Origin of the sequence: Vibrio syngnathi, from assembly GCF_002119525.1 — a bacterium.
GTDB classification, from domain to species: domain Bacteria; phylum Pseudomonadota; class Gammaproteobacteria; order Enterobacterales; family Vibrionaceae; genus Vibrio; species Vibrio syngnathi.
Window position 1 is genome coordinate 523,473 of record NZ_CP017916.1, and the last position, 23,255, is coordinate 546,727.

The window sequence follows — 23,255 nt, forward strand, 5'->3', positions numbered from 1 at the left end:
GTGAACAAAAATAACCCTACAAATAACAACAAATGATTCAGTGAAGAATCAATAAGGAATGACCGTGAAAAAAACATTATTGTCTGTAGTGATCACCAACACTTTACTTATTAGTGCTGGCGCTTCGGCTGCTGACCGAACTATGTCTCCAAGTGATATCTTTTTTTATGACGCTTTAAAATTTGGTGGGCATGTTGGAACATCGATTGAAGTCGAAGAGAAAAACATCACTGATTTTGCATCATGGGGTGGCGGCAAGTCTAAAGAGCGTACAACGACTCATGAAGTGTTTAACGTCTTCTATAACAACGCTGCGTGGAATGCGACCGCACTTTACGCGTTCAAACTTGAAAATCGTAAGAAAAAGAAAGGCGCATACGCAGAAACAGAAAATGGATATAAGCACTTATTATCATTAAATAAAAGTTTTCAACTAGGAAATGGTTGGGGAACGGGCTTGATCTATGAGTTGGAATATACAAAGGGTGATATTGTTACCTCCGCAAAAGTCGACGGCTTGAAAACCACGAAAGCTGAGCACAGTATTCGTCCATATCTTACGTACTGGAATAATGAATATTCAGCGGGTTTCTATTCAAACCTAGAGTATCTATACAACGATTCAGATAAGAGTGCTTGGGGTTCTCGTGAAGAGGAAGGTTACAGTTTCTTATTTAAACCTTACAAGCGCTTTGGTCAGTGGGAAGTTGCAGCTGAGCTCTACTATCAAGTTAAAGAAAATAAAGCGAAAACCGCTAACGGTTCACTCAATGAAGCCAGCGATTTCACCGAAATGTACATTGAGCCAATCGTTCAGTACAGCTTTGAAGAGGCCGGTACTATGTACGTTCGTGCTCGTATTGGTGAAAACGAAACGAAACATACAGACGGTTGGGCAAAGAACGAAACTTTCTTCAAAGATATTCGTAAGGCAACTTTAGGCTATGAGCAAGCAATTGGCGACGATTGGTTGGTAAAAGGCGAACTTGAGTGGGCTAAAGACACAGAGACTTTCTCTAAGCTGAAAGGCGAAGAGAAAACTGTAGAACAAGAAACAATGTACCTACAAGCGCTTTACCGCTTCTAAGTAGCATTAATCACAACTCAAATGACAGAGTAATATTATGATCAAAGTTTCAGATATAGCCCAAATCGTTGGCGGAAAAATTGAAGGTGATAACACGGTAGAGATATCGAAGATTCGTCCAGTTTCCAGCGTAGAAGAAGGCGGCTTAGCCATTGTCTTTGCTAAAGCCGATTTAAAAGGGCTATCTGAAACTTTGGCTGATGTCATTGTTGGGCCCGAGGCCATTTTACAGACCAAAGCAAAAACAAAAATCGTGATTGAGAAGCTTGAAGCTGAGAAGCTCAATCAACTGATGCGTCACTATAAAGTTCAAAAATATCAACTATTTGATCAAGGGAACACATCAGAGACTCCCGATGTTTATATCGGTAAGCATTGTCAAATAGGTGAAGGTTGCCATTTCATGCCCGGTGTTAAAATCATGAACGGGGTAACAATCGGCAATAACGTTGCAATTCATGCCAATACAGTCATCAAAGAAGGCACAGTGATTGGTAACAATGTCACCATCGACTCTAACAACTCCATTGGTAATTACAGCTTCGAATACATGACCGGGCACAACACCCGTTATGAGCGCGTGGAAAGTGTGGGTCGAGTGATCATTGGTGATGAAGTTGAAATTGGCTGTAATAACACCATCGACAGAGGCACTTTAGGCGACACCGTTATTGGTCGTGGAACTAAAATAGATAACCTAGTGCAAATAGGGCATGACTGCAAAATAGGCCAACATTGTTTACTGGTATCTCAGGCTGGTTTTGCGGGCCACACTACTTTGGAAGATCATGTCATTGTACATGGTCAAGCCGGTACCGCAGGGCATCTTACTATCGGGAAAAATTCCGTTATTAAAGCCAAATCAGGTGTGAGCCACTCTTTCCCTGCCAATAGTGATCTGTTCGGTTATCCGGCGAAAGATGCACGTTCTTATTATAAAAACTTAGCCGTATTGAACAAATTAACTCATCAAAAAAACAGTAACCCCCGTCCAAACTCTAAATCGTCAGAACTTGATACAGACAAAAGAGCGGTGGTACCGAAAAAGAGCTTAATAGCGAGACTATTTCGTTTATAGGTTGCCGAACCGAGAGCTTTTAAAATTTAAAGCCCTAACTCGCGATGACTAAAACGGAATAGAACCCTACATATATAAAAAATAATAAGGAAATGACAATGAAACGTACTCTACTTGTAGCCGCACTTTTATCTTCAGCGTTAATGGGCTGTGCGAGCACAGCTGACACGCCAGCAGCTGTTCAAATGAAAGCAACAGGTCCTTTCGCCGATTGTAATCTCGCCACGGTGGAAGATCGCGGGCCAATTCGTCCTTCACTTTATGTTATAGGCACTTTCCCTGATGGCCAGTGGATCCACATGGAAAACCGTCAAATGTCGCATAAAGGCAAAGGTATTTACCAAGTGGTAAGCGAAGAAAAAGCGGGCAACGTAAGTTTGCAGTTCGCAACGATGGGCTGGTCTCCACAATTTACCGCAGCTGGCATGTCGATGACGGCGGGTTATGAGAAAACGCTAAAACGTGGTGGCTTTGCAAAAAACACCACCGTTAATATTCCAGAGGATGGCAAATATTTATGGAGTGTTGAAATTAGCGAAGATAAGAAGCCAGTTCGTGCATTGGTTAAAGCGTGTAAATAAGCGATGTAGCCAACCGACATAACTCACTCTATATCACCATTTATAACCACGCTATAACACCGTTTATAAACTCGTGGTTGAACGCAGTGATACAGAAGAAAGGTGCTCTGAATATCAGAGTGCCTATGTTTTAAACATAAACCTTAAATGTTCAATGATTAACGTTTACGTCTTTTTAGCCAGTAACTTGAGAGCTCCAGTCACTGGCTAAAAAGATTTTTACCTATCAAGATTTAACCCGTATTCGGAGTTTCAAATGGCAACAGTTAGCCTGCGTAAAGTAGAAAAACAGTACGATAATGGTTTTAAAGCCGTACACGGAATTGACTTAGATATTCACGAAGGTGAGTTCATGGTATTTGTGGGGCCGTCTGGTTGCGCCAAATCTACCACATTGCGAATGATTGCTGGCTTAGAAGATATCTCGGCAGGTGAAGTGCGTATTGGCGATAGAGTGGTGAATGATTTAGCGCCTAAAGAGCGTGGTATTGCCATGGTATTCCAAAACTATGCGTTGTACCCACACAAAACGGTCTTCGATAACATGGCCTTTGGTTTGAAAATGCAAAAGCGACCAAAAGAAGAGATCAAACAACGCGTAGAAGATGCCGCTGAAAAACTAGAAATCACTGATCTCCTGTATCGTAAGCCTAAAGAAATGTCGGGTGGTCAGCGTCAGCGTGTCGCGGTGGGGCGAGCTATTGTTCGTAAACCGGACGTGTTCTTATTTGATGAGCCTCTATCCAACCTTGATGCCAAACTGCGTGTTTCGATGCGTGTGAAAATCGCACAATTGCACAAGTCTCTTAAAGATGAAGGTAACCCTGCGACCATGATTTATGTCACGCACGATCAAACGGAAGCTTTAACCTTAGGCGACCGTATTTGTGTATTAAATCAAGGTAATATTATGCAGGTGGACACGCCGACCAACTTGTACAACGCGCCACAGAACAAGTTTGTGGCGGGTTTTATCGGTTCCCCAGCCATGAATCTAGTGAACACGACCCTGCGTAAGTTAGGTGATGACATTTACGTGGAACTTGCCCCTGGCGCGCAAATTATTATCCCTAAACGTTTACAAGAAAAGCTTGTGGATCATATTGATAAGCCAGTGTGTCTAGGCATTCGACCTGAACATATAGATATTGCTGCTGATGATGAGATGGTGAACGTACACCCTGGTGAGCTGACCGTGGTTGAAAACTTAGGGAATGAAAAATACCTGTATTTCAAATTGGGTGATAACGAAATTGTCGCGCGAGTGAACAACCAAAGCATAAGTACATCAGATATTGGCAGCCAAGTACGTTTCAACTTTGATTCTGCGTTCTGTCATATTTTTGATGGGGAAACTGAGCAGAATCTGACGTTGTAAGTTTATTTTTTATAACGAAAATGCTTCACAACAAAAAGTGTCAATAAGATCAAAACAGTAAAAGCTATTACTCTACAAGACTTACCTTAACAACATACCCTGAGCCTGCCTGCTAGGTTCAGGGCATTACCCGAATTCTAATAAATATAAATGATCCTGAGAATTATTTCTTAAGGCTTTGTCGTACCTGAAATTTACTGTTGCTGATAGACCTCATTATGGTGATTTAACGTAACAGCTATAGAGCGCGGCATTAATAAAAAGCAAAAACAAAATAAAACGAAACCCATAACGTGAATAAAGGACGACACATGAAGAATAAGCTTATTGTGCTATCAGCATTACTGGCTTCCCTACCTGCTATGGCAGATTGGAACCAGGCCTATTTCCGTGGTACCGCCAATAACTGGCAAGCTGAATCTATGGTTAAAGTGAAAGCAAACCACTGGCAAATAGTGAAAAAATTTAACACCGGTGATGGAACGAACTCTCCTAGTTTTAAGGTTGATCGCTTTGGTGATTGGTCTGAAAACTATCCTCTATCAAATTTCTCTGTTGACCCTAATAAAACCTACGAAATTAATTTCTATGACGACACGAATAAAGTGGTGGTCCATGAAAAACTGCCCTTTGATATGCGTGATGAAACCATGTATTTCGTATTTCTTGACCGTTTCTATGATGGCGATTCAGCCAATAATACAGCGACGGGTGCCGACATGTATTCGGCAGACAAATCGGATTTCAAAAAATACTTTGGTGGTGACTTAAAAGGTTTAACTGCAAAGCTAGATTACTTGCATGATATGGGGATCACGGCCATTTGGATAACGCCTCCAGCTGATAACATTAACGTACCTGACAGTCGGGGTGGAGCTGGTTACCACGGCTACTGGGGACGTGACTTTTTTAAAGTTGATGAGCACCTAGGTACCGTTGAAGATTTTAAAGCATTAAAGACGAAAATGGATAGCTACGGCATGAAACTCGTGCTGGACTATGCGCCTAATCACTCTAACCCTGATGATGAAGGGGAATACGGTGCACTTTATAAAAAGGGTGTCCGAGTTACCGACTACAAAAATGATAATGCAGGGTATTACCATCATAATGGAGCGATCGCTGAAAACGGTAAAGATTGGGAATGGAACGACGCATGGGCAGTTCGTAATAAAACCTTGTTTAACTTAACCGATTTTGACCAACGTAAAGATGGTCCTGCGCGTCAGTACTTGATTGATGGCGCGAAATTCTGGGTAGATTTAGGGGTGGATGCGATTCGTATTGATGCGGTGAAACATATGGATAAAGAGTTTATCCAAGATTTTACCGGACAAATAAACGCCTACGCGAAGAAAAGCCAAGGCAAAGACTTCTATTTCTTTGGTGAGTGGATGGATTCAGGTGCTGACGCAACGGGATCAAACTTTGCCTCTATCGATTTTGCCAATACATCAGGTTCTGCACTGCTTGATTTTGGCTTGAGAAACACCATTGAGAATGCCTTGCTAAACCACAATGGTACTGGCATGTATGCTATTAATAACTACATGAAGCTGAGAGACCAAAAATTCACAAGCAGTGATTGGCAAGTGGTGTTCTTAGATAACCACGATGCGTCACGTATCTCTACCGTTTTACGCTCAGACGCGAAGAACTTTGGCGCAGGTAAAGACAAGTGGGGTGGTCGTCAAAGTGTTGCATTTGCACAAGACAGAGTGGAGCTGGGTTTAGCGCTTATTATGACCTCTCGTGGCATTCCTTGTATTTATTACGGAACAGAGCACTACGCGGCTAACTTCACTACCAATGGTTTTGGCCAGCAAGGTAATGACCCATACAACCGTGAAATGATGCCAAGTTTTGATAAAACGACCAATGCTTACAAGATGATAAGAACATTGAGTAAGTTACGTAAGGACAGCTATGCGGTGCAGCAAGGTGATTATATCGAGCGTTGGATAAGCAATGATGTATTGGTGTATGAACGTAACGCAGGCGATGACGTAGTTGTGGTTGCAATGAACCTCGGTCAAGGTACATCGGTTAACGCGGTGAACTTAGGATTGGCAAACGGAACTTACGACAGTGTATTAGGCACTGACCAAGTCGTTGTTTCTAATGGCAGCGGTACATTTAATCTAGACCAAAATGAAGTGGTTATCTTACGCACTAAGCACTAACAGGTAATACAGGCTATTGATAACGGTTTTACTGGTTTTCGATTGAGTATCAACAGCATAAACCTCGTACATAGTGTGCGAGGTTTTTTTGTTTTTCTTCGCTTGAGCTAGTGGAATATTCTTCATTTTATCGAATTCCAACTAAAATCCTGTCCAAGGGTGTCTTTTCTACAAGAAAACTAGTCGAAGCCTTAACCATGATCTACAATACGGCAAAATTCTAACTCGACTATTTTCAGGAAGAGCTGCATGTACATGAGCACTGATGAGGTTCGCAACGCGTTCCTTAAGTTCTTTGAGAGCAAAGAACACCAAATCGTAGACAGTTCATCGTTAGTTCCACATAACGATCCAACCCTGCTATTTACTAACGCAGGCATGAACCAATTCAAAGATTGCTTCTTAGGCGCAGAAAAACGTGCCTACACTCGAGCAACTACGGCTCAGCGTTGTGTACGTGCGGGTGGTAAACACAATGACCTTGAAAACGTAGGTTTCACGGCTCGTCACCACACGTTCTTCGAAATGCTAGGCAACTTCAGCTTTGGCGACTACTTCAAAGAAGAAGCGATTGGCTTTGCTTGGGAATTCCTGACTGAAACGCTCGGTCTGCCAAAAGATCGCCTGTTAGTAACGGTTTACGAGACAGATGACGAAGCATTCGAAATCTGGAACAAGAAAGTGGGCATCCCAGCTGACAAGATTGTTCGCATCGGCGACAAAGAAGGTGGCAAGAAGTTTGAATCTGATAACTTCTGGACAATGGGTGACACAGGTCCTTGTGGTCCATGTACTGAAATCTTCTACGATCACGGTGAGCACATCTGGGGCGGTCGCCCTGGTACACCTGAAGAAGATGGTGACCGTTTCATCGAGATTTGGAACAACGTATTCATGCAGTTCAACCGTCACGCTGACGGCACTATGGAACCGCTACCTAAGCCAGCTGTAGATACTGGTATGGGTATTGAGCGTATCTCTGCAATCATGCAGGGCGTTCACTCTAACTACGAAATTGATGTATTCCAAAAGCTAATCAAAGCGACAGCAGAAGTAGTGGGTCACGACGATCTATCTAACCAATCTCTGCGCGTTATTGCTGACCACATCCGTTCTTGTTCATTCCTAATCGCTGATGGCGTAATGCCTTCAAACGAAGGTCGTGGCTACGTTCTACGTCGTATTATTCGTCGTGCAGTTCGTCACGGTAACAAGATTGGTGCACAAGGCGTGTTCTTTCACAAACTTGTGGGTGTTCTGGCTGAAGTGATGGGTTCTGCGGCTGAAGAGCTTAAGAAACAGCAAGAGCTTGTTGAAAAAGTACTTCGCATCGAAGAAGAGAACTTTGGTCGCACGCTAGAGCGTGGCATGGTTATCCTTAACGACGCATTAGACGCACTTGAAGGCAAAGAGCTTGACGGTGAAACAGTCTTCAAACTTTACGATACATACGGCTTCCCAGCTGACCTTACTAACGATGTAGCTCGTGAACGCGACTTTACTATCGATGAAGCAGGCTTTGAGAAGGCGATGGAAGCACAGCGTAAGCGTGCACGTGAAGCGGGTCAGTTCGGTACTGATTACAACGCAACGATCAAAGTAGACACGAACACTGAGTTCTGTGGTTACACAGGTACTGAAGGTGCGGGTGAGATTTCTGCGTTATTCGTTGACGGCGAAGAGGTATCTTCACTATCGGCTGGCGACAAAGCAATCATCATCCTTGAAGAGACACCATTCTACGCAGAGTCAGGCGGTCAATGTGGTGACGCTGGTACGCTAAGCACTGCGTCGGGTCTATTCAAAGTACAAGATACTCAGAAGCTAGGTAATGCATTTGCACACCACGGTGAGCTAGTTGAAGGCGTATTTGCTCAAGGCGATAAAGTAGAAGCGCGTGTTGATGCTGAGCGTCGTGCTGCTATCTCACTAAACCACTCTGCAACTCACTTACTTCACTCTGCATTGCGCGAAGTGCTAGGTGAGCACGTTGCTCAGAAAGGTTCTTTAGTTAAGCCAGACAACCTACGTTTTGACTTCTCTAACCTTGAAGCGGTAACACCTGCACAGATTAAAGAAGTAGAGCGTCTAGTTAACGCACAAGTTCGTAAGAATCATGTGATTGAAACGAACATCATGGACATCGAGTCAGCGAAAGAAAAAGGTGCGATGGCACTGTTTGGCGAGAAGTACGATGATGAAGTTCGCGTTCTGTCTATGGGCGATTTCTCTACTGAGCTTTGTGGTGGTATCCACGCGAGCAACACGGGTGATATCGGTCTATTCAAGATCACTTCTGAAGGTGGTATTGCTGCGGGTATTCGTCGTATTGAAGCGGTAACGGGTGAAGCTGCTCTAGATGCAGTTGATGCTCAGAATAACGCTTACGAAGAGAAATTGGCTGAATCAGCTAAGAAAGCGAAATCGCTAGAGAAAGAAATCCAACTACTTAAAGAAAAGATGGCTGCAGCTGAAGGTGCAAACATCATGGGTAAAGTAGAAGAGATCTCTGGTACTAAGGTACTGGTTGCTGCCATTGAAGGCGCAGACAACAAGAACCTACGTACTATGGTTGATAACGCTAAAAATCAAGTAGGTAGCGGCATCATCCTGATCGCGAACGTAGCAGACGGTAAAGTTGGCCTGATTGCTGGCGTAACTAAAGACCTTATCGGCAAAGTTAAAGCGGGTGACCTCGTTAAGATGGTTGCTGAGCAAGTTGGCGGTAAAGGCGGCGGTCGTCCAGATATGGCTCAAGCGGGTGGTACTGACGTTGAAGCACTACCTGAAGCGCTTAAATCAGTACGTATTTGGCTTGAAGAGCGTCTTTAAGCTTAAGTAATTGATACAAAGATGCCCAATCAACTGATTGGGCATCTTTTATTTTGTCCATTGGAAGAACCTTTGAAAAAGGTTTGATTGAGATTAACCAAGAAGGCTAATGGTAACGTTAGACTCCTTGGTTAATTTTTTATTGCTTCGCCATGACGCGGAGTATGTGTTTTTTTGTCATATATAGACATTGGTCTTGGGAAGGTGAGGAAGGGTGAAAATGCCTCTTATCGTGCAGAAATTTGGTGGAACGTCGGTGGGTTCAATTGAACGAATCCATCATGTAGCAGAAAAAATCATTGAAGCGAAAAATGAAGGGAACCAGATCCTGGTTGTCGTTTCTGCTATGTCAGGTGAAACAAATCGGTTAGTTAACTTAGCTTCACAAGTTGATAGCGTACCAAACGCTAGAGAGTTGGATGTGCTGTTAACGGCCGGAGAACAAGTTTCCATGGCTTTGTTGGCGATGACGTTGCACAAGTTGGGTTATGAAGCGACATCGATGACTGGCTATCAAGCCAAAATACACACCGATTCTAATCATAATAATGCGACGATTGAGCGTATTGATACCGCTCCTATTAAAGCGCTGTTAGATGATGACCAGATTGTCATTGTTGCTGGCTTTCAAGGCGTTAATGCAAAAGGCGATATCACGACATTAGGTCGAGGTGGTTCAGACACCACTGCGGTTGCGTTGGCTGGAGCACTTCAAGCGAAAGAGTGTCAGATCTATACTGATGTTGATGGTGTTTACTCTTGCGACCCCAGAGTCGTGAAATATTCGAAAAAATTAGATACCTTAGACTTTCCGTCTATGGAAGAAATGGCTCGTAGAGGCGCAAAGGTATTACACCTGCCGTGTGTTCAGTTTGCGTGGCACCACAATGTACCACTGAGAGTGCTTTCAAGTTTTGAAGAAGGCGAGGGCACGTTGATCGCTGGTCACCAGTGTTTGAATGATATTGCTGGCATTGCCATTCAAAGAGATATGGTGCGTATTGAGTGTTTGAATGAAGATTTACCATCTTTCATATCGCATTGCCAACTGTTAGGGATCGAAGTCTGTAGTGTGATCGAGGAAACAGAACGAGCAGCACTCATTATTAAACAAGACATAAGTGCTAAATTAAAACTAGTTTTTGCAGAAAAAATCCGTAATAGTGAACAGGTTAGTTTGTTAACTGTGGTAGGAAGCCGAACACAAGATATTGTGGTCAGTTCACATGGATTGTTGTCTGAAGGCGAAATTGATGTACAACATCACTTATTGCAGCAGCAGTCTTTAACTTTGGTGATATCACCAACGCAAGTCGATATGGCTGCTAACATATTACACAATGCATACATCGTAGCGCGTGAAACACAGGGTTATCCTAAAAAAGAAGTGCATTTTGGTTAAATAAACTCAATCGATAGTTTACGAAAATATAACTTTTGTTGGATAATGCTCTCGTAGCTAGATAAATTTAGAGATTACTCAAGGAGCAAAGAATGCTAATTTTGACTCGCCGTGTTGGCGAAACACTGATGATTGGTGATGAAGTAACAGTTACTGTACTAGGCGTTAAAGGCAACCAAGTACGTATTGGTGTTAACGCACCTAAAGAAGTATCTGTTCACCGTGAAGAGATCTACATGCGCATTCAAGCTGAAAAAGGTAATGGTAACGTTGCACCTGGCAACTACTAATACTTTTGCGTAGAGAAAGGGCTAGCATTGTTGCTAGCCTTTTTTGATCTTGAGGAACAGAAAAGAACGTTTAGATATACATTGGTTGTATAACTGCTTTGTTTTGAACTGGCGAAGCGACTGTTTCATTAATCGGTGAAATGCAAACGTGCTGAGTACGAGCGTTTATCTGTTTTTGTTTGCCAAAGCTCAAGATTTGTTAGTTTACCCTATGGCGCAATTACGCATCCCGTAGTATTGTGCAAACAGCGGTAGCACTTGCTGCTGGATAAATTAGATAATTGTTTTCAGTTGTTTCTTATGGCTAATCTTTCACCTTAATTTTTAAGGGAAAAAGCGTTAAATTGATCTTATAAGTTCAATTTGCAAGCGCTTTGATTAAATAGCAAACGGTTGGATGTTTTTGTCCTATTTTTTTCAATAAAGTGTTTGACATATTTTCGGTAAAACGTAATATGTGCCTCCGCAAGACGGTGAGGTGGCCGAGAGGCCGAAGGCGCTCCCCTGCTAAGGGAGTATGTGGTTTATAGCCGCATCGAGGGTTCGAATCCCTCCCTCACCACCATTTCTTGCACGTTTGAATTTGCAAGCAAACACAGAAGTAACAATGTGCGCCCTTAGCTCAGCTGGATAGAGTACCTGGCTACGAACCAGGCGGTCGGAGGTTCGAATCCTCCAGGGCGCACCATTCTTTAGATTACTTTGTTAAGAAGTAATGGATAAGAATAATGAATTAGGTGAGGTGGCCGAGTGGCCGAAGGCGCTCCCCTGCTAAGGGAGTATGTGGTTTGTAGCCGCATCGAGGGTTCGAATCCCTCCCTCACCGCCATTCATTACAGGCCTATGGCCTTTTTTTTGTTTCGTAGAAACAAGAATGTGATATATTTCACAACTTCTTCACTTGAAGATACCGTGCGCCCTTAGCTCAGCTGGATAGAGTACCTGGCTACGAACCAGGCGGTCGGAGGTTCGAATCCTCCAGGGCGCACCACTATTTAGGGTTTTCATTAATCCTGATGTTGAACGTTTAGTTTTGCTTTATTGTCTTAACTGCTTTATTGCCTTAACTAACAGCTTAATATCGAAACCGTTGCGCCCTTAGCTCAGCTGGATAGAGTACCTGGCTACGAACCAGGCGGTCGGAGGTTCGAATCCTCCAGGGCGCACCACTATTTAGGGTTTTCATTAATCCTGATGTTGAACGTTTAGTTTTGCTTTATTGTCTTAACTGCTTTATCGCCTTAACTAACAGCTTAATATCGAAACCGTTGCGCCCTTAGCTCAGCTGGATAGAGTACCTGGCTACGAACCAGGCGGTCGGAGGTTCGAATCCTCCAGGGCGCACCACTATTTAGGGTTTTCATTAATCCTGATGTTGAACGTTTAGTTTTGCCTAATTGCCTTACTTCACAATTAACATCGAAACCGTTGCGCCCTTAGCTCAGCTGGATAGAGTACCTGGCTACGAACCAGGCGGTCGGAGGTTCGAATCCTCCAGGGCGCACCACTTTTAGGGTTTTCATTAATCCTGATATTGAACGTTTAGTCTTGCTTTGTTGTCTTAACTGCTTTATTGCCTTAACTAACAGCTTAATATCGAAACCGTTGCGCCCTTAGCTCAGCTGGATAGAGTACCTGGCTACGAACCAGGCGGTCGGAGGTTCGAATCCTCCAGGGCGCACCACTATTTAGGGTTTTCACTAATCCTGATGTTGAACGTTTAGTTTTGCTTTATAGTCTTAACTACTTTATTGCCTTAACTAACAGCTTAATATCGAAACCGTTGCGCCCTTAGCTCAGCTGGATAGAGTACCTGGCTACGAACCAGGCGGTCGGAGGTTCGAATCCTCCAGGGCGCACCACTATTTAGGGTTTTCACTAATCCTGATGTTGAACGTTTAGTTTTGCTTTATAGTCTTAACTGCTTTATTGCCTTAACTAACAGCTTAATATCGAAACCGTTGCGCCCTTAGCTCAGCTGGATAGAGTACCTGGCTACGAACCAGGCGGTCGGAGGTTCGAATCCTCCAGGGCGCACCACCTTATTAAAGAAAGCCTCGTTTATACGAGGCTTTTTTTATGTCTGCTGCAAATTTGTTGCTATAATGTTAAATTTTGTCGTTGTTTAACTTGTTGTATTTAAAGTAATTCTTGATTGCTTCTTTGTTATTCCACCTTTCTCATATCATTTCTAAGAAAAGCCCCGTTTAAGTCACAGTTTAAATATCTATAAATGACGTATTTGACAGATTTATGTGATCTGATAGGCGAATAATTAACCTTATGTGTGCGTTATCCGTAACAGAACCTTAAACAAAATTGACAAACTTTTACCAATCGAGATAATCCATGGGTCGGGATCACTATTCGCTGAAATCCTGCACGTATGTCAGGATGACGAAGAAAGGAAGCAACATGACTAATATTGGAAGCCTGCTAGGAGATGCGGCGACTCTAATGATAACGGGGATGTCCGTTGTCTTTATTTTCCTAACTATTCTAGTTTACCTCGTTCGGTTGATGTCAAAACTGGTACCAGAAGAAGTACCAGAGCCGATCGCAGCACCTAAAAAAATTAAAAAATCACAATCAAACCCTTCAGCTGTTAGTCCACAGGTAGTGGCAGCAATTTCGGCCGCGGTTCATCAATACCGTGCGTCTACTGCTAAGTAGCATTTAAAGGATTAAAAAGGAGTTTATGAGCATGTCTAAACCACTAGCTATCACAGATGTGGTACTTCGTGACGCGCACCAGTCACTATTTGCTACTCGTATGCGTATCGAAGATATGCTGCCAATTGCGGCAGAACTGGATAAAGTCGGTTACTGGTCTTTAGAGACTTGGGGCGGCGCAACGTTTGATTCGTGTATTCGTTTTCTAGGAGAAGATCCGTGGGAGCGTTTGCGTGAGCTGAAAAAAGCGATGCCAAACACACCAATGCAGATGCTACTGCGTGGTCAAAATTTATTGGGTTACCGTCACTACGCGGATGATGTAGTAGAGAAATTTGTTGAACGTGCCCATAAGAACGGCATGGACGTATTCCGTATTTTTGATGCGATGAATGACGTACGTAACTTTGAAACAGCAGTGAAAGCAACGATTGATGTTGGTGGTCACGCTCAAGGTACGTTGTCTTACACAACCAGTCCGGTTCACAACTCAGATACTTGGGTTGATTTGGCTAAACGCCTAGAGGATCTAGGTTGTCATTCACTATGTATCAAAGATATGTCAGGTTTATTAAAGCCGTATGAAGCGGAAGAGCTGATTACACGTATCAAATCATCGTGTGACGTTCCTCTAGCGTTGCATAGCCACGCGACAACAGGTCTATCGACAGCAACAGCGGTTAAAGCCGTTGAAGCGGGTATCGATATTCTAGACACCGCTATTTCTTCAATGAGCTGTACTTACGGTCACACGCCAACCGAAACGGTTGTTGCGATGTTAGAAGGTACAGAGCGTGATACCAATCTTAAGCTCGATCAGATCGAACCCATCGCGGCTTACTTCCGTGATGTACGTAAAAAGTACGCGAAGTGGGAAGGTCAGCTAAAAGGTGTTGATTCACGTATCTTGATTGCTCAGGTTCCTGGCGGCATGTTAACCAACATGGAAGGCCAGCTTAAAGAACAGGGCGCAGCCGACCGTATGGACGAAGTGCTCGAAGAGATCCCTCGCGTACGTAAAGAGTTGGGTTACATTCCTTTGGTAACTCCTACTTCTCAGATTGTTGGTACTCAAGCGGTTATCAACGTTCTGACGGGTGAGCGCTACAAGAGCATCACTAAAGAGACTGCGGGTCTACTGAAAGGTGAATACGGTCAAGCGCCTGCTGAGGTTGATGCTGAATTGCAAGCGAAAGTGTTAGATGGTGCAGAGCCAATCACGTGTCGTCCTGCTGATTTACTTAAGTCTGAAATGGATACGTTAACGACAGACCTTTTAGAAAAAGCGAAATCAGATGGCATTTCACTCGCTGAAGATACCGTTGATGATGTACTGACATACGCACTTTTCCCACAAGTTGGTCTTAAGTTCCTTAAGAACCGTCGTAATCCTGAAGCATTTGAACCTGCACCAACTGCAGAAACGGCAGCTCCTGTTGCGGCACCACAGCCTGTTGCAGGTAGCATTGAAAGCTACAGCGTGAAGGTTGATGGTCAAGTTTATGATGTTGAAGTCGGGCCACAAGGCGAACTGACATCAGTATCTCCATCAGCGAAACCAGCACAAGCGTCTCAAGCTGCACCTGCCGCGGCTTCTGATGCAGAAGCGGTTCCAGCTCCATTAGCAGGTAACATCTTCAAAGTTATCGTTCAGCCTGGTGTTGAAGTGGCTGAAGGCGATGTGCTACTGATCTTGGAAGCGATGAAAATGGAAACGGAGGTTCGTGCTGCTCGTGGTGGTATCGTTCAGGAATTGAATGTTAAAGAAGGCGATGCAGTTACTGTAGGCGCTCCACTACTAAGCTTAGCGTAAGGGAGTACCATGGAAGGATTGATGACCTTATGGTCTGAAACAGGGATCGCTAACTTTGAGTTCGGCCAGATTTGTATGATGCTGGTCGGTTGCTTATTGTTGTTTTTGGCAATTCGTAAAGGATTTGAACCGTTACTTTTATTACCGATTGGTTTTGGTGCTGTACTAGCAAACATTCCAAATGCTGGGTTTACTGATCCAGGTGGTTTGCTTTACTACGTTTACTACATTGGTATTGAAACGGGTATTTTCCCACTGCTGATCTTTATGGGTGTTGGTGCAATGACGGACTTCGGTGCGTTGATTGCTAACCCTAAAACGTTATGGCTAGGGGCTGCGGCTCAGTTTGGTATCTTCGCAACGCTATTTGGTGCGATCTTGCTGAACTATGTTCCAGGAATGGAATTCTCAATGGCAGATGCTTCGTCAATTGCGATCATTGGTGGTGCCGATGGCCCAACCGCGATCTTCTTGGCGAGTAAGTTATCTCCTGACCTACTAGGTGCCATTGCGGTTGCGGCTTATAGCTACATGGCTTTGGTTCCTATTATTCAGCCACCTATCATGAAAGCGCTAACGACGCCGGAAGAACGCAAGATTAAGATGGCGCAGTTACGTCACGTTGGTAAAGCCGAGAAGATCCTTTTCCCGCTTGCTGTACTACTGATGACGATTCTGTTCCTACCTTCAGCAACACCTCTAGTAGGTATGTTCTGCTTGGGTAACTTAATGCGTGAAGCGGGTGTGGTTGATCGCCTTTCAAAAACAGCTCAAAACGAACTGATTAACGTCGTAACTATTTTCCTTGGCCTAGGTGTTGGTTCTAAGCTTCAAGCGGACACGTTCTTGAACTTAGAGACGCTGGGTATTTTAGGTTTAGGTGCGGTGGCGTTTAGTATTGGTACGGCGGGTGGCGTGTTAATGGCGAAGTTGCTTAATCGCTTCTCTAAAGAAGACATCAACCCATTGATTGGCGCGGCTGGTGTATCAGCGGTTCCGATGGCGGCTCGTGTGGTAAACAAGGTTGGTCTTGAGGCAAACCCTCAGAACTTCTTGTTGATGCATGCGATGGGCCCGAATGTAGCTGGTGTACTTGGTAGTGCGGTTGCGGCGGGTATTCTATTAGCTCTAGTGGGTTAGTAGGTTCCTAGGTCACGTATCGTTACGTTAATTGGTCGTCAATTTACGAATGAGCGGTTAACTTAGCCTTATTAAATGGTTTATAGTCAAAGGGATGCTTTCGCATCCCTTTCTTTTTATCAATTAGGGTGCTTGCTCATTAGGGCTTTTATCAATCAAGGAAATGTGGAAATGGAAAATAAACAGATAGCGATTACTCAATTCGGCGGTGTCGAAAACCTTAGTATTCAAACCCGTGCTATTCCTGAGCCTAAGGCTGGAGAAGTCGTGGTTAAAGTTTCCTTTTCGGGCATTAATCCGATTGATGTTAAAACCCGTGCTGGTCTAGGTTGGGCTGCAGCACAGAACAAAGATAACCTGCCTTGGGTTTCTGGTTATGACATTTCAGGGCAAATTGCCACCCTAGGGGAGCAGGCTGAGCGCTTTACGGTTGGCGACAACGTGGCAGGCTTTATTGGTTTCCCACTGCAAGGTGGCGGTTACAGCCAATATGTGTGTGTCCCGGAAGCGGCATTAAGCATGGTTCCTGATTCGGTAACTCTAGAAGCGGCCGCAGCATTACCATTAGCCAGTCAAACAGCAGCCCAAGCGCTCAATAAAGCTGAAGTGAAAGAGGGCGATCGCGTACTTATCTTAGCGGGTGCTGGCGGCGTTGGTCATCTAGCGGTTCAAATCGCCGTGGCAGCGAAAGCCGAGGTTTACACAACTTGTAGTGAAGCGAATCTTGATTACTTAGCAACGTTAGGCGCCCATGCGATTAACTATAAGTTTGCGCCAGCATCAGAAAGAGTCTCTGATGTTGATGTGCTGATTGATTTGGTTGGTGGCGATACTGCTCTCGATGCATTGAAGTGTCTAAAAGATGGCGCAAGAGTCGTGACAGTCCCCACTTTATCTGCAGAATTGATCTGCGAAAAAGCAACATTACTAGGCTTTACTGCATCAGGCATGCTGGTTGAGCCAAACCCAGAGCAAATGGACACTATGCTGTACATGGTCAGTGTCGGATTGCTCAAAACAGAAATTCAAGGTATCTACCAGTTAGACGAAGCGCAGTCAGCTCATCTACAGGTTGAAACCGGACATACCAGAGGCAAGGTACTACTTAAAATGCAAGAAGGTTGATATGCAGTGCTAGAGTTTTTTAATTCTCTGTTTGAAAACATAGCGCTGTGGTTCTCTGACTCGGCGCTGTGGGTACTCTTTATTAGTGGCTTTTTGAGTGCCACATTATTGCCCGGGGGATCAGAAGCGAGCCTTGTGGCAGCCTTGAGCTTAGATCAGTTCTCAACATCATCGATCATTCTTCTGGCGACACTCGGTAATACTTTGGGGGGCCTGACCAACTATTGGATTGGTTTATGGTTGCCTAATCGAACTCAATCTGAAAAGCATGGTCATAAGGCTATGGCTTGGCTGAGCCGTTATGGTTACTGGACATTGTTATTCAGTTGGTTACCCATCATTGGTGATCCTTTATGTCTGGCTGCGGGTTGGCTGAGAATGAAATTTATCCCTAGCGTTATTTTGATAGCGATTGGCAAAGCCGCTCGCTACAGCTTACTTGCTGCTATCTACTTCGGTTTTTTCTAAGGAGAACCTATGAAAAAGGTTTTACTTGGTACATTTTCTCTTATCGCCATTGCTGGCTGTTCTTACAATGTACCTAGCTCAACACCCTTCTTTTCCTCGTTACCGGAAGGCGTCACTCTGTTAGAAGAGGTTAAGCCTTCTAAAGATAAAGTGGTGATTCCTTATGCGAAGTATCAGCTTGAAAACGGCTTGACCGTTATTCTTTCTCCTGATGATTCTGATCCACTTGTTCATGTTGATGTGACCTATCATGTGGGTTCTGCTCGTGAACAGATTGGTAAATCAGGCTTTGCTCACTTCTTTGAACACATGATGTTCCAAGGCTCTGAGAACGTCGGTGATCAACAGCACTTCAAGATCATCACCGAAGCGGGTGGTTCGTTAAATGGCACCACCAACCGTGACCGAACTAATTACTTTGAAACCGTTCCTTCTAACCAACTCGAAAAAATGTTGTGGTTAGAATCGGACAGAATGGGTTTCTTGCTAGATGCAGTTTCTCAAAAGAAATTTGAGGTGCAAAGAGGCACGGTTAAGAATGAGCGAGCGCAAAGCTATGAAAACCGCCCTTACGGTTTGATGTGGGAGCGCATGGGAGAAGCACTGTATCCAGAAGGTCACCCTTACTCGTGGCAACCAATCGGTTATGTTGAAGACTTAGATCGTGTTGATGTGAATGACCTTAAGGCATTTTTCTTACGTTGGTATGGCCCAAACAATGCCGTGTTAACGATCGGTGGTGATATCGACGTTGATGACACGCTAGAGTGGGTTAACAAGTACTTTGGCCCTATCCCTCAAGGACCTGAAGTTAAGGCGGCAGAGAAGCAACCTGCAGTGCTGACTGAAGACAAGTACATCACCTTAAAAGATAATATTCGTCAGCCGATGGTGCTTGTTGGTTGGCCAACAACGTATCGTGGTGAAGAGACGCAGGCTTCATTGAATGCACTGTCCAACGTGTTAGGTTCTGGCACCAACAGTTATCTGTATCAAAACCTTGTAAAAACGCAAAAAGCGGTGAGCGCAGGATCTTTCCATGATTGTGCTGAGCTTGCATGTACCATGTATGTGTATGCGATGGGTAATTCAGGTGAAAAAGGCGATTTGACGGTTCTAAACAAAGAGCTGATGGATACCTTAGATCAATTCTCGAAAGAGGGCGTTGAACAAGAGCGTTTAGATCAGATCACTGGTATGGCAGAAGCGGATGCAGTTTTTGCACTGCAAAGTGTTAAAGGCAAGGTTTCACAGCTTGCGTCTAACCAAACCTTCTATGGTCAGCCGGATCGCATTGAATCGCAACTCGATCAAATTCGAGCGGTTACTCCAGAAAGCGTAAGCAAGGCATACCAAGATTTCATCGAAGGCAAGCACAAGGTTACGTTGAGTGTGGTTCCTAAGAAAAAACTCGACTTAGCGGTTCGTGAGGCTACTTTTACCACACCTGCACGTACCCTTCCTGAATACAGTAAGGTGACGGAAGAGCAACTGGATTTCAGAAAGGCGCCAAACACATTTGATCGCAGCGTGATGCCAGAAGTGAACTTTGGTGTTGAAGCGACCATGCCTGAGCTGTATCGCATGCACTTTGCGAACGGCACTGATTTGATTGGTACCGTGACCAGTGAAACGCCGACAGTACAGCTGCAAATTCAACTGCCTGCAGGCGAACGCTATGTTCGTAAAGGTCAAGAAGGCTTGGCGAACCTAACGGCTTCGATGATGGAAGAGGGATCGACTAAACGAACGGTTGAAGAACTACAGGCGACCTTAGATAAGCTTGGCAGTAGCGTAAGCATTAGTGCCGGCAGCTATACCACAGATATTTCAGTCTCGACGTTAGAGAAAAATCTGCCTCAAACCTTAGCGATCGTGCAAGAAGTTCTATTCGAGCCTAAGTTTGATGAGCAAGACTTTGAACGTGTTAAGAAGCAGATGCTTGAAGGCGTAGTGTATCAACACCAACAGCCAAGCTGGATGGCTTCTCAAGCAACCCGAGAAGTGTTGTTCGGTAGCACTGTTTTTGGTCGAGCGAGTGATGGCACCAAGGACTCTCTAGAGTCGCTAACTCTAGACGATGTAAAACTGTTTTACAGTCAGCACTATACTCCTGAGGGAGCTAATATTGTTATTGTAGGGGACATCTTGAAGGAGGAGGTTGGAAAGCAGCTTCAGTTCTTTGAAAAATGGCAAGGTGACGCTGCACCACTCACTCGTCCACAGATCATCAAGGAGCTTTCGGGGCAGAACTTGTACTTAGTGGATAAGCCGGGAGCACCGCAAAGTATTGTACGCCTAGTTCGTAAAGGCCTGCCGTTTGATGCGACCGGTGAGTTGTATTTAAGCCAGCTAGCTAACTTTAATTTAGCTGGTAACTTCAATAGCCGTATCAACCAGAACCTGCGTGAAGACAAAGCCTACACTTACGGTGCAAGCGGTTACTTTGCGAGTACGCGTGAAACTGGTGCGGTAGTGTTTAGTGCTCAAGTTAGAGCCAATGCGACGGTTCCATCGATTCAAGAGTTTATCGCTGAGCTAAACGAATTTAGTCAGAGTGGATTAACTGACGAAGAGATGAAATTTATGCGCCTTGCTGTCGGTCAACAAGATGCGCTTAAATACGAAACACCCAGTCAAAAGGCCGGGTTGTTGAGTAATATTGTTGCATTGAGCCTTGATGAAGACTACTTACAGCAGCGCAACCAGATAGTAGAAACGGTTTCAAAAGAAACTTTAAATGAGCTATCGAAGAAATGGTTTGACCCGAATGATTATCAAATAATTGTTGTTGGTGACGCGACTTCCTTGCGTCCTCAATTAGAAAAGTTAGATATTCCAATAGAAGAGCTTGAAATCATTCGTTAGAGTACACATTAAAAGGGGAGGGAAGAGATTCTACTTTTCTCCTCCAACCTAATTTATGATAGTTCTAATAAGAACAATATAAGATAAGTGAACAGAATTTTGACTGATTTTGCTGCGCGACTAAAGCAAGTTGCAACCAACCCTAAGACCTTCTCTCAATTTGGTCGTGGTGTTGAAAGGGAAACATTGCGCTACACGGAAGATGGGCATCTTGCTACTGGGCCGCACCCTAAGGCTTTAGGATCTGCGTTGATGAACGAATGGGTAACGACCGATTTCTCTGAGTCGCTACTGGAGTTTATCACGCCTGTTTCTAACGACGTTCCGACGCTTTTGAATCAGTTGTCTGATATTCATCACTTCACGCAAACCAAGTTAGACGGAGAAAAGCTGTGGCCACTCTCTATGCCTTGTTATGTGGGGAGTGAAGATTACATTCAGTTAGCGCAATACGGTACTTCTAACAACGGTAAAATGAAGACACTATATCGCGAAGGCCTAAAGCGTCGCTACGGCAGTCTGATGCAGATTATTTCGGGTGTTCACTTCAATTTCTCTTTCCCAGAAAGCTTTTGGGACAGTCTGTTTGGAGAGCAAACAGAAGAAGCGCGTTGTGAAGCTAAGTCTGATGCTTACTTTGGTTTGATTCGTAACTACTACCGCTTTGGTTGGTTAATCCCATACTTCTTCGGTGCTTCACCTGCGCTATGTTCCTCTTTCATCAAAGGAAGAGAGACAAGTCTGCCTTTTGAAAAGATTGGCGAGACGCTGTATCTGCCAAAAGCAACGGCACTTCGCCTGAGTGATCTTGGCTACACCAATAGTGCTCAAAGCGTATTAAAGATTGGCTTCAACAGCCTAGACCAGTACCTTGAAGGTTTGAATCAAGCGATTCGAACACCATCAGAAGAATTCGCTGAGATTGGCACTAAGGTTGATGGTGAATACCGTCAATTGAATAGTAACGTTCTTCAAATCGAGAACGAGCTTTATGCTCCGATCCGTCCTAAGCGTGTGGCGAAAAGTGGCGAGAAACCATCTGAAGCACTGGCTCGTGCTGGTGTTGAGTACATCGAAGTTCGCTCTTTAGACGTAAATCCATTCAGTTCAATTGGTATCAATGAACAGCAAGTTCGCTTCTTAGACCTATTCCTAACGTGGAGCGTGCTATCAGACTCTGCTGAGATGGATAACTGCGAGCTTGAATGCTGGCGCGATAACTGGAATAAGGTGATCTTAGAAGGTCGTCAGGTTGGTTTAGAGCTCAAGATTGGTTGTGATGGCGAAAGACTGTCTCTGCAAGACTGGGCGAAAAATGTATTCAAAGATCTTCGAGTTATCGCTGAGTTGATGGATGCTGAGCAAGGTGGTCGTGCATACCAAGAAACGTGCGATACGCTTGAAGCTTGGATTGATAACCCAGAGTTGACCATTTCTGGCCAGTTATTAGAAGAGACCAAGAAATTGGGTGGTTTGGGTAAAGTGGGTTGTGCGTTAGGAAAAACGTACGCTCAGCAACACAAGGCACACCAATATAAAGTGTATTCTGCTGAGTTAATGGAAGCGGAAGTTCAACGCTCTGTCATTGCTCAACAGCAAAGTGAAGAAGCGAGCACTCAAGATTTTGATAGCTTCTTAACGGACTATTTTTCATATTTAAAAGCATAGCGAGACTTTGGTGGAAAGGAAGCAAGCCTTATTAGGTCAGTCTACTCATGTGAGTGGGAAATGGTTACCTGTCGTGACCGTTGGTGTTGTCTCTAGCCTATTGGTTGGATGTGCGACGCCTCCGCCTAAGCAGCAAAATAATATATGCAGCATCTTCAGAGAGCACCCTTCTTGGTATGAAGATGCGCTCGATATGCAAGATGAGTGGGGCACACCTATTAACGTCGCGATGGCTTTTGTTAAACAAGAGAGCAGCTTTCGACATGATGCGCGTCCACCCAAAGATTACATTCTTGGCTTTATCCCGTGGGGAAGAGTCAGTAGTGCTTATGGTTATGCACAAGCTCAAGACCCTGCTTGGGAAGACTTCCAAAAAGCGACCAATAATGGTGGTTCGAGAACCAACTTTGATGATGCATTGATGTTCATTGGTTGGTACACCAGCGAGACGCGCCGTCAGTTAGGGATCTCATTATGGGACCCGTATAATCAATACCTAGCTTATCATGAAGGCCGTGGTGGCTATAAGCGCAAATCATACAACAGCAAACCATCGTTGATTAAGGTGGCTCGCAGAGTTGAACAGCAAGCAAAAGATTATGGATGGCAACTTAAACAGTGCCGAAAAGAACTAGAAGACAATCGAAGTTGGTTTTTTTAAAGCCAATC

17 protein-coding genes and 10 tRNA genes are annotated in these 23,255 nt (G+C 44.3%); 26 read left to right on the forward strand and 1 reads right to left on the reverse strand.

Going from position 1 to position 23,255, the window contains the following annotated elements; all coding sequences use genetic code 11:
- Positions 1-58: 58 nt before the first annotated feature.
- The 5 genes from K08M4_RS02600 (at position 59) to K08M4_RS02620 (ending at position 6,307) form a co-directional block, all read left to right on the forward strand.
- On the forward strand, positions 59-1,087 hold the full coding sequence (locus K08M4_RS02600) for a porin (RefSeq protein ID WP_086048759.1): 1,029 nt from the start codon (positions 59-61) through the stop codon (positions 1,085-1,087).
- A gap of 37 nt (positions 1,088-1,124) precedes the next feature.
- Positions 1,125-2,165 (forward strand): UDP-3-O-(3-hydroxymyristoyl)glucosamine N-acyltransferase, encoded by a 1,041-nt coding sequence (gene lpxD / locus K08M4_RS02605; RefSeq protein WP_086048760.1) that lies wholly within the window; start codon positions 1,125-1,127, stop codon positions 2,163-2,165.
- Positions 2,166-2,263: 98 nt separating this feature from the next.
- Positions 2,264-2,746 (forward strand): early set domain-containing protein, encoded by a 483-nt coding sequence (locus K08M4_RS02610; RefSeq protein ID WP_198299306.1) that lies wholly within the window; start codon positions 2,264-2,266, stop codon positions 2,744-2,746.
- Positions 2,747-3,002: 256 nt separating this feature from the next.
- Positions 3,003-4,124, forward strand: a complete 1,122-nt coding sequence (locus K08M4_RS02615; protein WP_086048762.1) for an ABC transporter ATP-binding protein — start codon at positions 3,003-3,005, stop codon at positions 4,122-4,124.
- A 311-nt stretch (positions 4,125-4,435) separates the two neighbouring features.
- Positions 4,436-6,307 (forward strand): alpha-amylase family glycosyl hydrolase, encoded by a 1,872-nt coding sequence (locus tag K08M4_RS02620; RefSeq protein WP_086048763.1) that lies wholly within the window; start codon positions 4,436-4,438, stop codon positions 6,305-6,307.
- On the opposite strand, the gene K08M4_RS21930 is transcribed toward K08M4_RS02620, so the two are convergent.
- On the reverse strand, positions 6,290-6,433 hold the full coding sequence (locus K08M4_RS21930) for a hypothetical protein (protein WP_157665730.1): 144 nt from the start codon (positions 6,431-6,433) through the stop codon (positions 6,290-6,292). The genes K08M4_RS02620 and K08M4_RS21930 overlap by 18 nt on opposite strands.
- A 123-nt stretch (positions 6,434-6,556) precedes the next feature.
- On the opposite strand from K08M4_RS21930, the gene alaS reads away from it, so the two are divergent.
- The 21 genes from alaS to K08M4_RS02725 all read left to right on the forward strand — a co-directional run bounded on the left by alaS (position 6,557) and on the right by K08M4_RS02725 (position 23,247).
- Positions 6,557-9,139, forward strand: coding sequence for an alanine--tRNA ligase (gene alaS, locus K08M4_RS02625; RefSeq protein WP_086048764.1), 2,583 nt, complete (start codon positions 6,557-6,559; stop codon positions 9,137-9,139).
- A 220-nt stretch (positions 9,140-9,359) separates the two neighbouring features.
- Positions 9,360-10,541, forward strand: a complete 1,182-nt coding sequence (locus K08M4_RS02630) for an aspartate kinase (RefSeq protein WP_086048765.1) — start codon at positions 9,360-9,362, stop codon at positions 10,539-10,541.
- 92 nt (positions 10,542-10,633) lie between these two features.
- Entirely contained in the window at positions 10,634-10,831 is a 198-nt protein-coding gene (gene csrA, locus K08M4_RS02635; protein WP_009847619.1) for a carbon storage regulator CsrA, read from the forward strand.
- Between the two features lie 472 nt (positions 10,832-11,303).
- A tRNA-Ser gene (locus K08M4_RS02640) sits at positions 11,304-11,396 on the forward strand.
- Between the two features lie 46 nt (positions 11,397-11,442).
- Positions 11,443-11,519 (forward strand) — tRNA-Arg (locus tag K08M4_RS02645).
- A 48-nt stretch (positions 11,520-11,567) separates the two neighbouring features.
- A tRNA-Ser gene (locus K08M4_RS02650) sits at positions 11,568-11,660 on the forward strand.
- An 85-nt stretch (positions 11,661-11,745) separates the two neighbouring features.
- A tRNA-Arg gene (locus tag K08M4_RS02655) sits at positions 11,746-11,822 on the forward strand.
- Positions 11,823-11,923: 101 nt separating this feature from the next.
- Positions 11,924-12,000, forward strand: a tRNA-Arg gene (locus K08M4_RS02660).
- Between the two features lie 101 nt (positions 12,001-12,101).
- Positions 12,102-12,178, forward strand: a tRNA-Arg gene (locus tag K08M4_RS02665).
- Positions 12,179-12,261: 83 nt separating this feature from the next.
- Positions 12,262-12,338 (forward strand) — tRNA-Arg (locus K08M4_RS02670).
- A 100-nt stretch (positions 12,339-12,438) separates the two neighbouring features.
- A tRNA-Arg gene (locus K08M4_RS02675) sits at positions 12,439-12,515 on the forward strand.
- A 101-nt stretch (positions 12,516-12,616) separates the two neighbouring features.
- Positions 12,617-12,693, forward strand: a tRNA-Arg gene (locus K08M4_RS02680).
- Between the two features lie 101 nt (positions 12,694-12,794).
- Positions 12,795-12,871 (forward strand) — tRNA-Arg (locus tag K08M4_RS02685).
- 375 nt (positions 12,872-13,246) lie between these two features.
- Positions 13,247-13,504, forward strand: coding sequence for an oxaloacetate decarboxylase subunit gamma (locus K08M4_RS02690; RefSeq protein ID WP_010435831.1), 258 nt, complete (start codon positions 13,247-13,249; stop codon positions 13,502-13,504).
- A gap of 31 nt (positions 13,505-13,535) precedes the next feature.
- A complete protein-coding gene (oadA, locus tag K08M4_RS02695) occupies positions 13,536-15,317 on the forward strand; it encodes a sodium-extruding oxaloacetate decarboxylase subunit alpha (RefSeq protein ID WP_029222724.1) in 1,782 nt (593 codons plus the stop codon).
- 9 nt (positions 15,318-15,326) lie between these two features.
- Entirely contained in the window at positions 15,327-16,457 is a 1,131-nt protein-coding gene (locus tag K08M4_RS02700) for a sodium ion-translocating decarboxylase subunit beta (RefSeq protein ID WP_004735495.1), read from the forward strand.
- A gap of 171 nt (positions 16,458-16,628) precedes the next feature.
- Positions 16,629-17,582: an NADP-dependent oxidoreductase gene (locus tag K08M4_RS02705; RefSeq protein WP_086048766.1), complete on the forward strand. Its 954-nt coding sequence runs from the start codon at positions 16,629-16,631 to the stop codon at positions 17,580-17,582.
- Between the two features lie 6 nt (positions 17,583-17,588).
- Complete coding sequence (locus K08M4_RS02710) at positions 17,589-18,050, forward strand: YqaA family protein (protein ID WP_004735497.1); 462 nt, start codon at positions 17,589-17,591, stop codon at positions 18,048-18,050.
- A gap of 9 nt (positions 18,051-18,059) precedes the next feature.
- On the forward strand, positions 18,060-20,918 hold the full coding sequence (locus tag K08M4_RS02715) for a M16 family metallopeptidase (RefSeq protein ID WP_086048767.1): 2,859 nt from the start codon (positions 18,060-18,062) through the stop codon (positions 20,916-20,918).
- A 99-nt stretch (positions 20,919-21,017) separates the two neighbouring features.
- Positions 21,018-22,586, forward strand: coding sequence for a glutamate--cysteine ligase (gene gshA, locus K08M4_RS02720; protein ID WP_086050376.1), 1,569 nt, complete (start codon positions 21,018-21,020; stop codon positions 22,584-22,586).
- Between the two features lie 10 nt (positions 22,587-22,596).
- The gene (locus tag K08M4_RS02725; protein ID WP_086048768.1) at positions 22,597-23,247 is read left to right on the forward strand and encodes a transglycosylase SLT domain-containing protein; all 651 of its coding nucleotides are present in this window, start codon (positions 22,597-22,599) and stop codon (positions 23,245-23,247) included.
- Positions 23,248-23,255 lie beyond the last annotated feature (8 nt).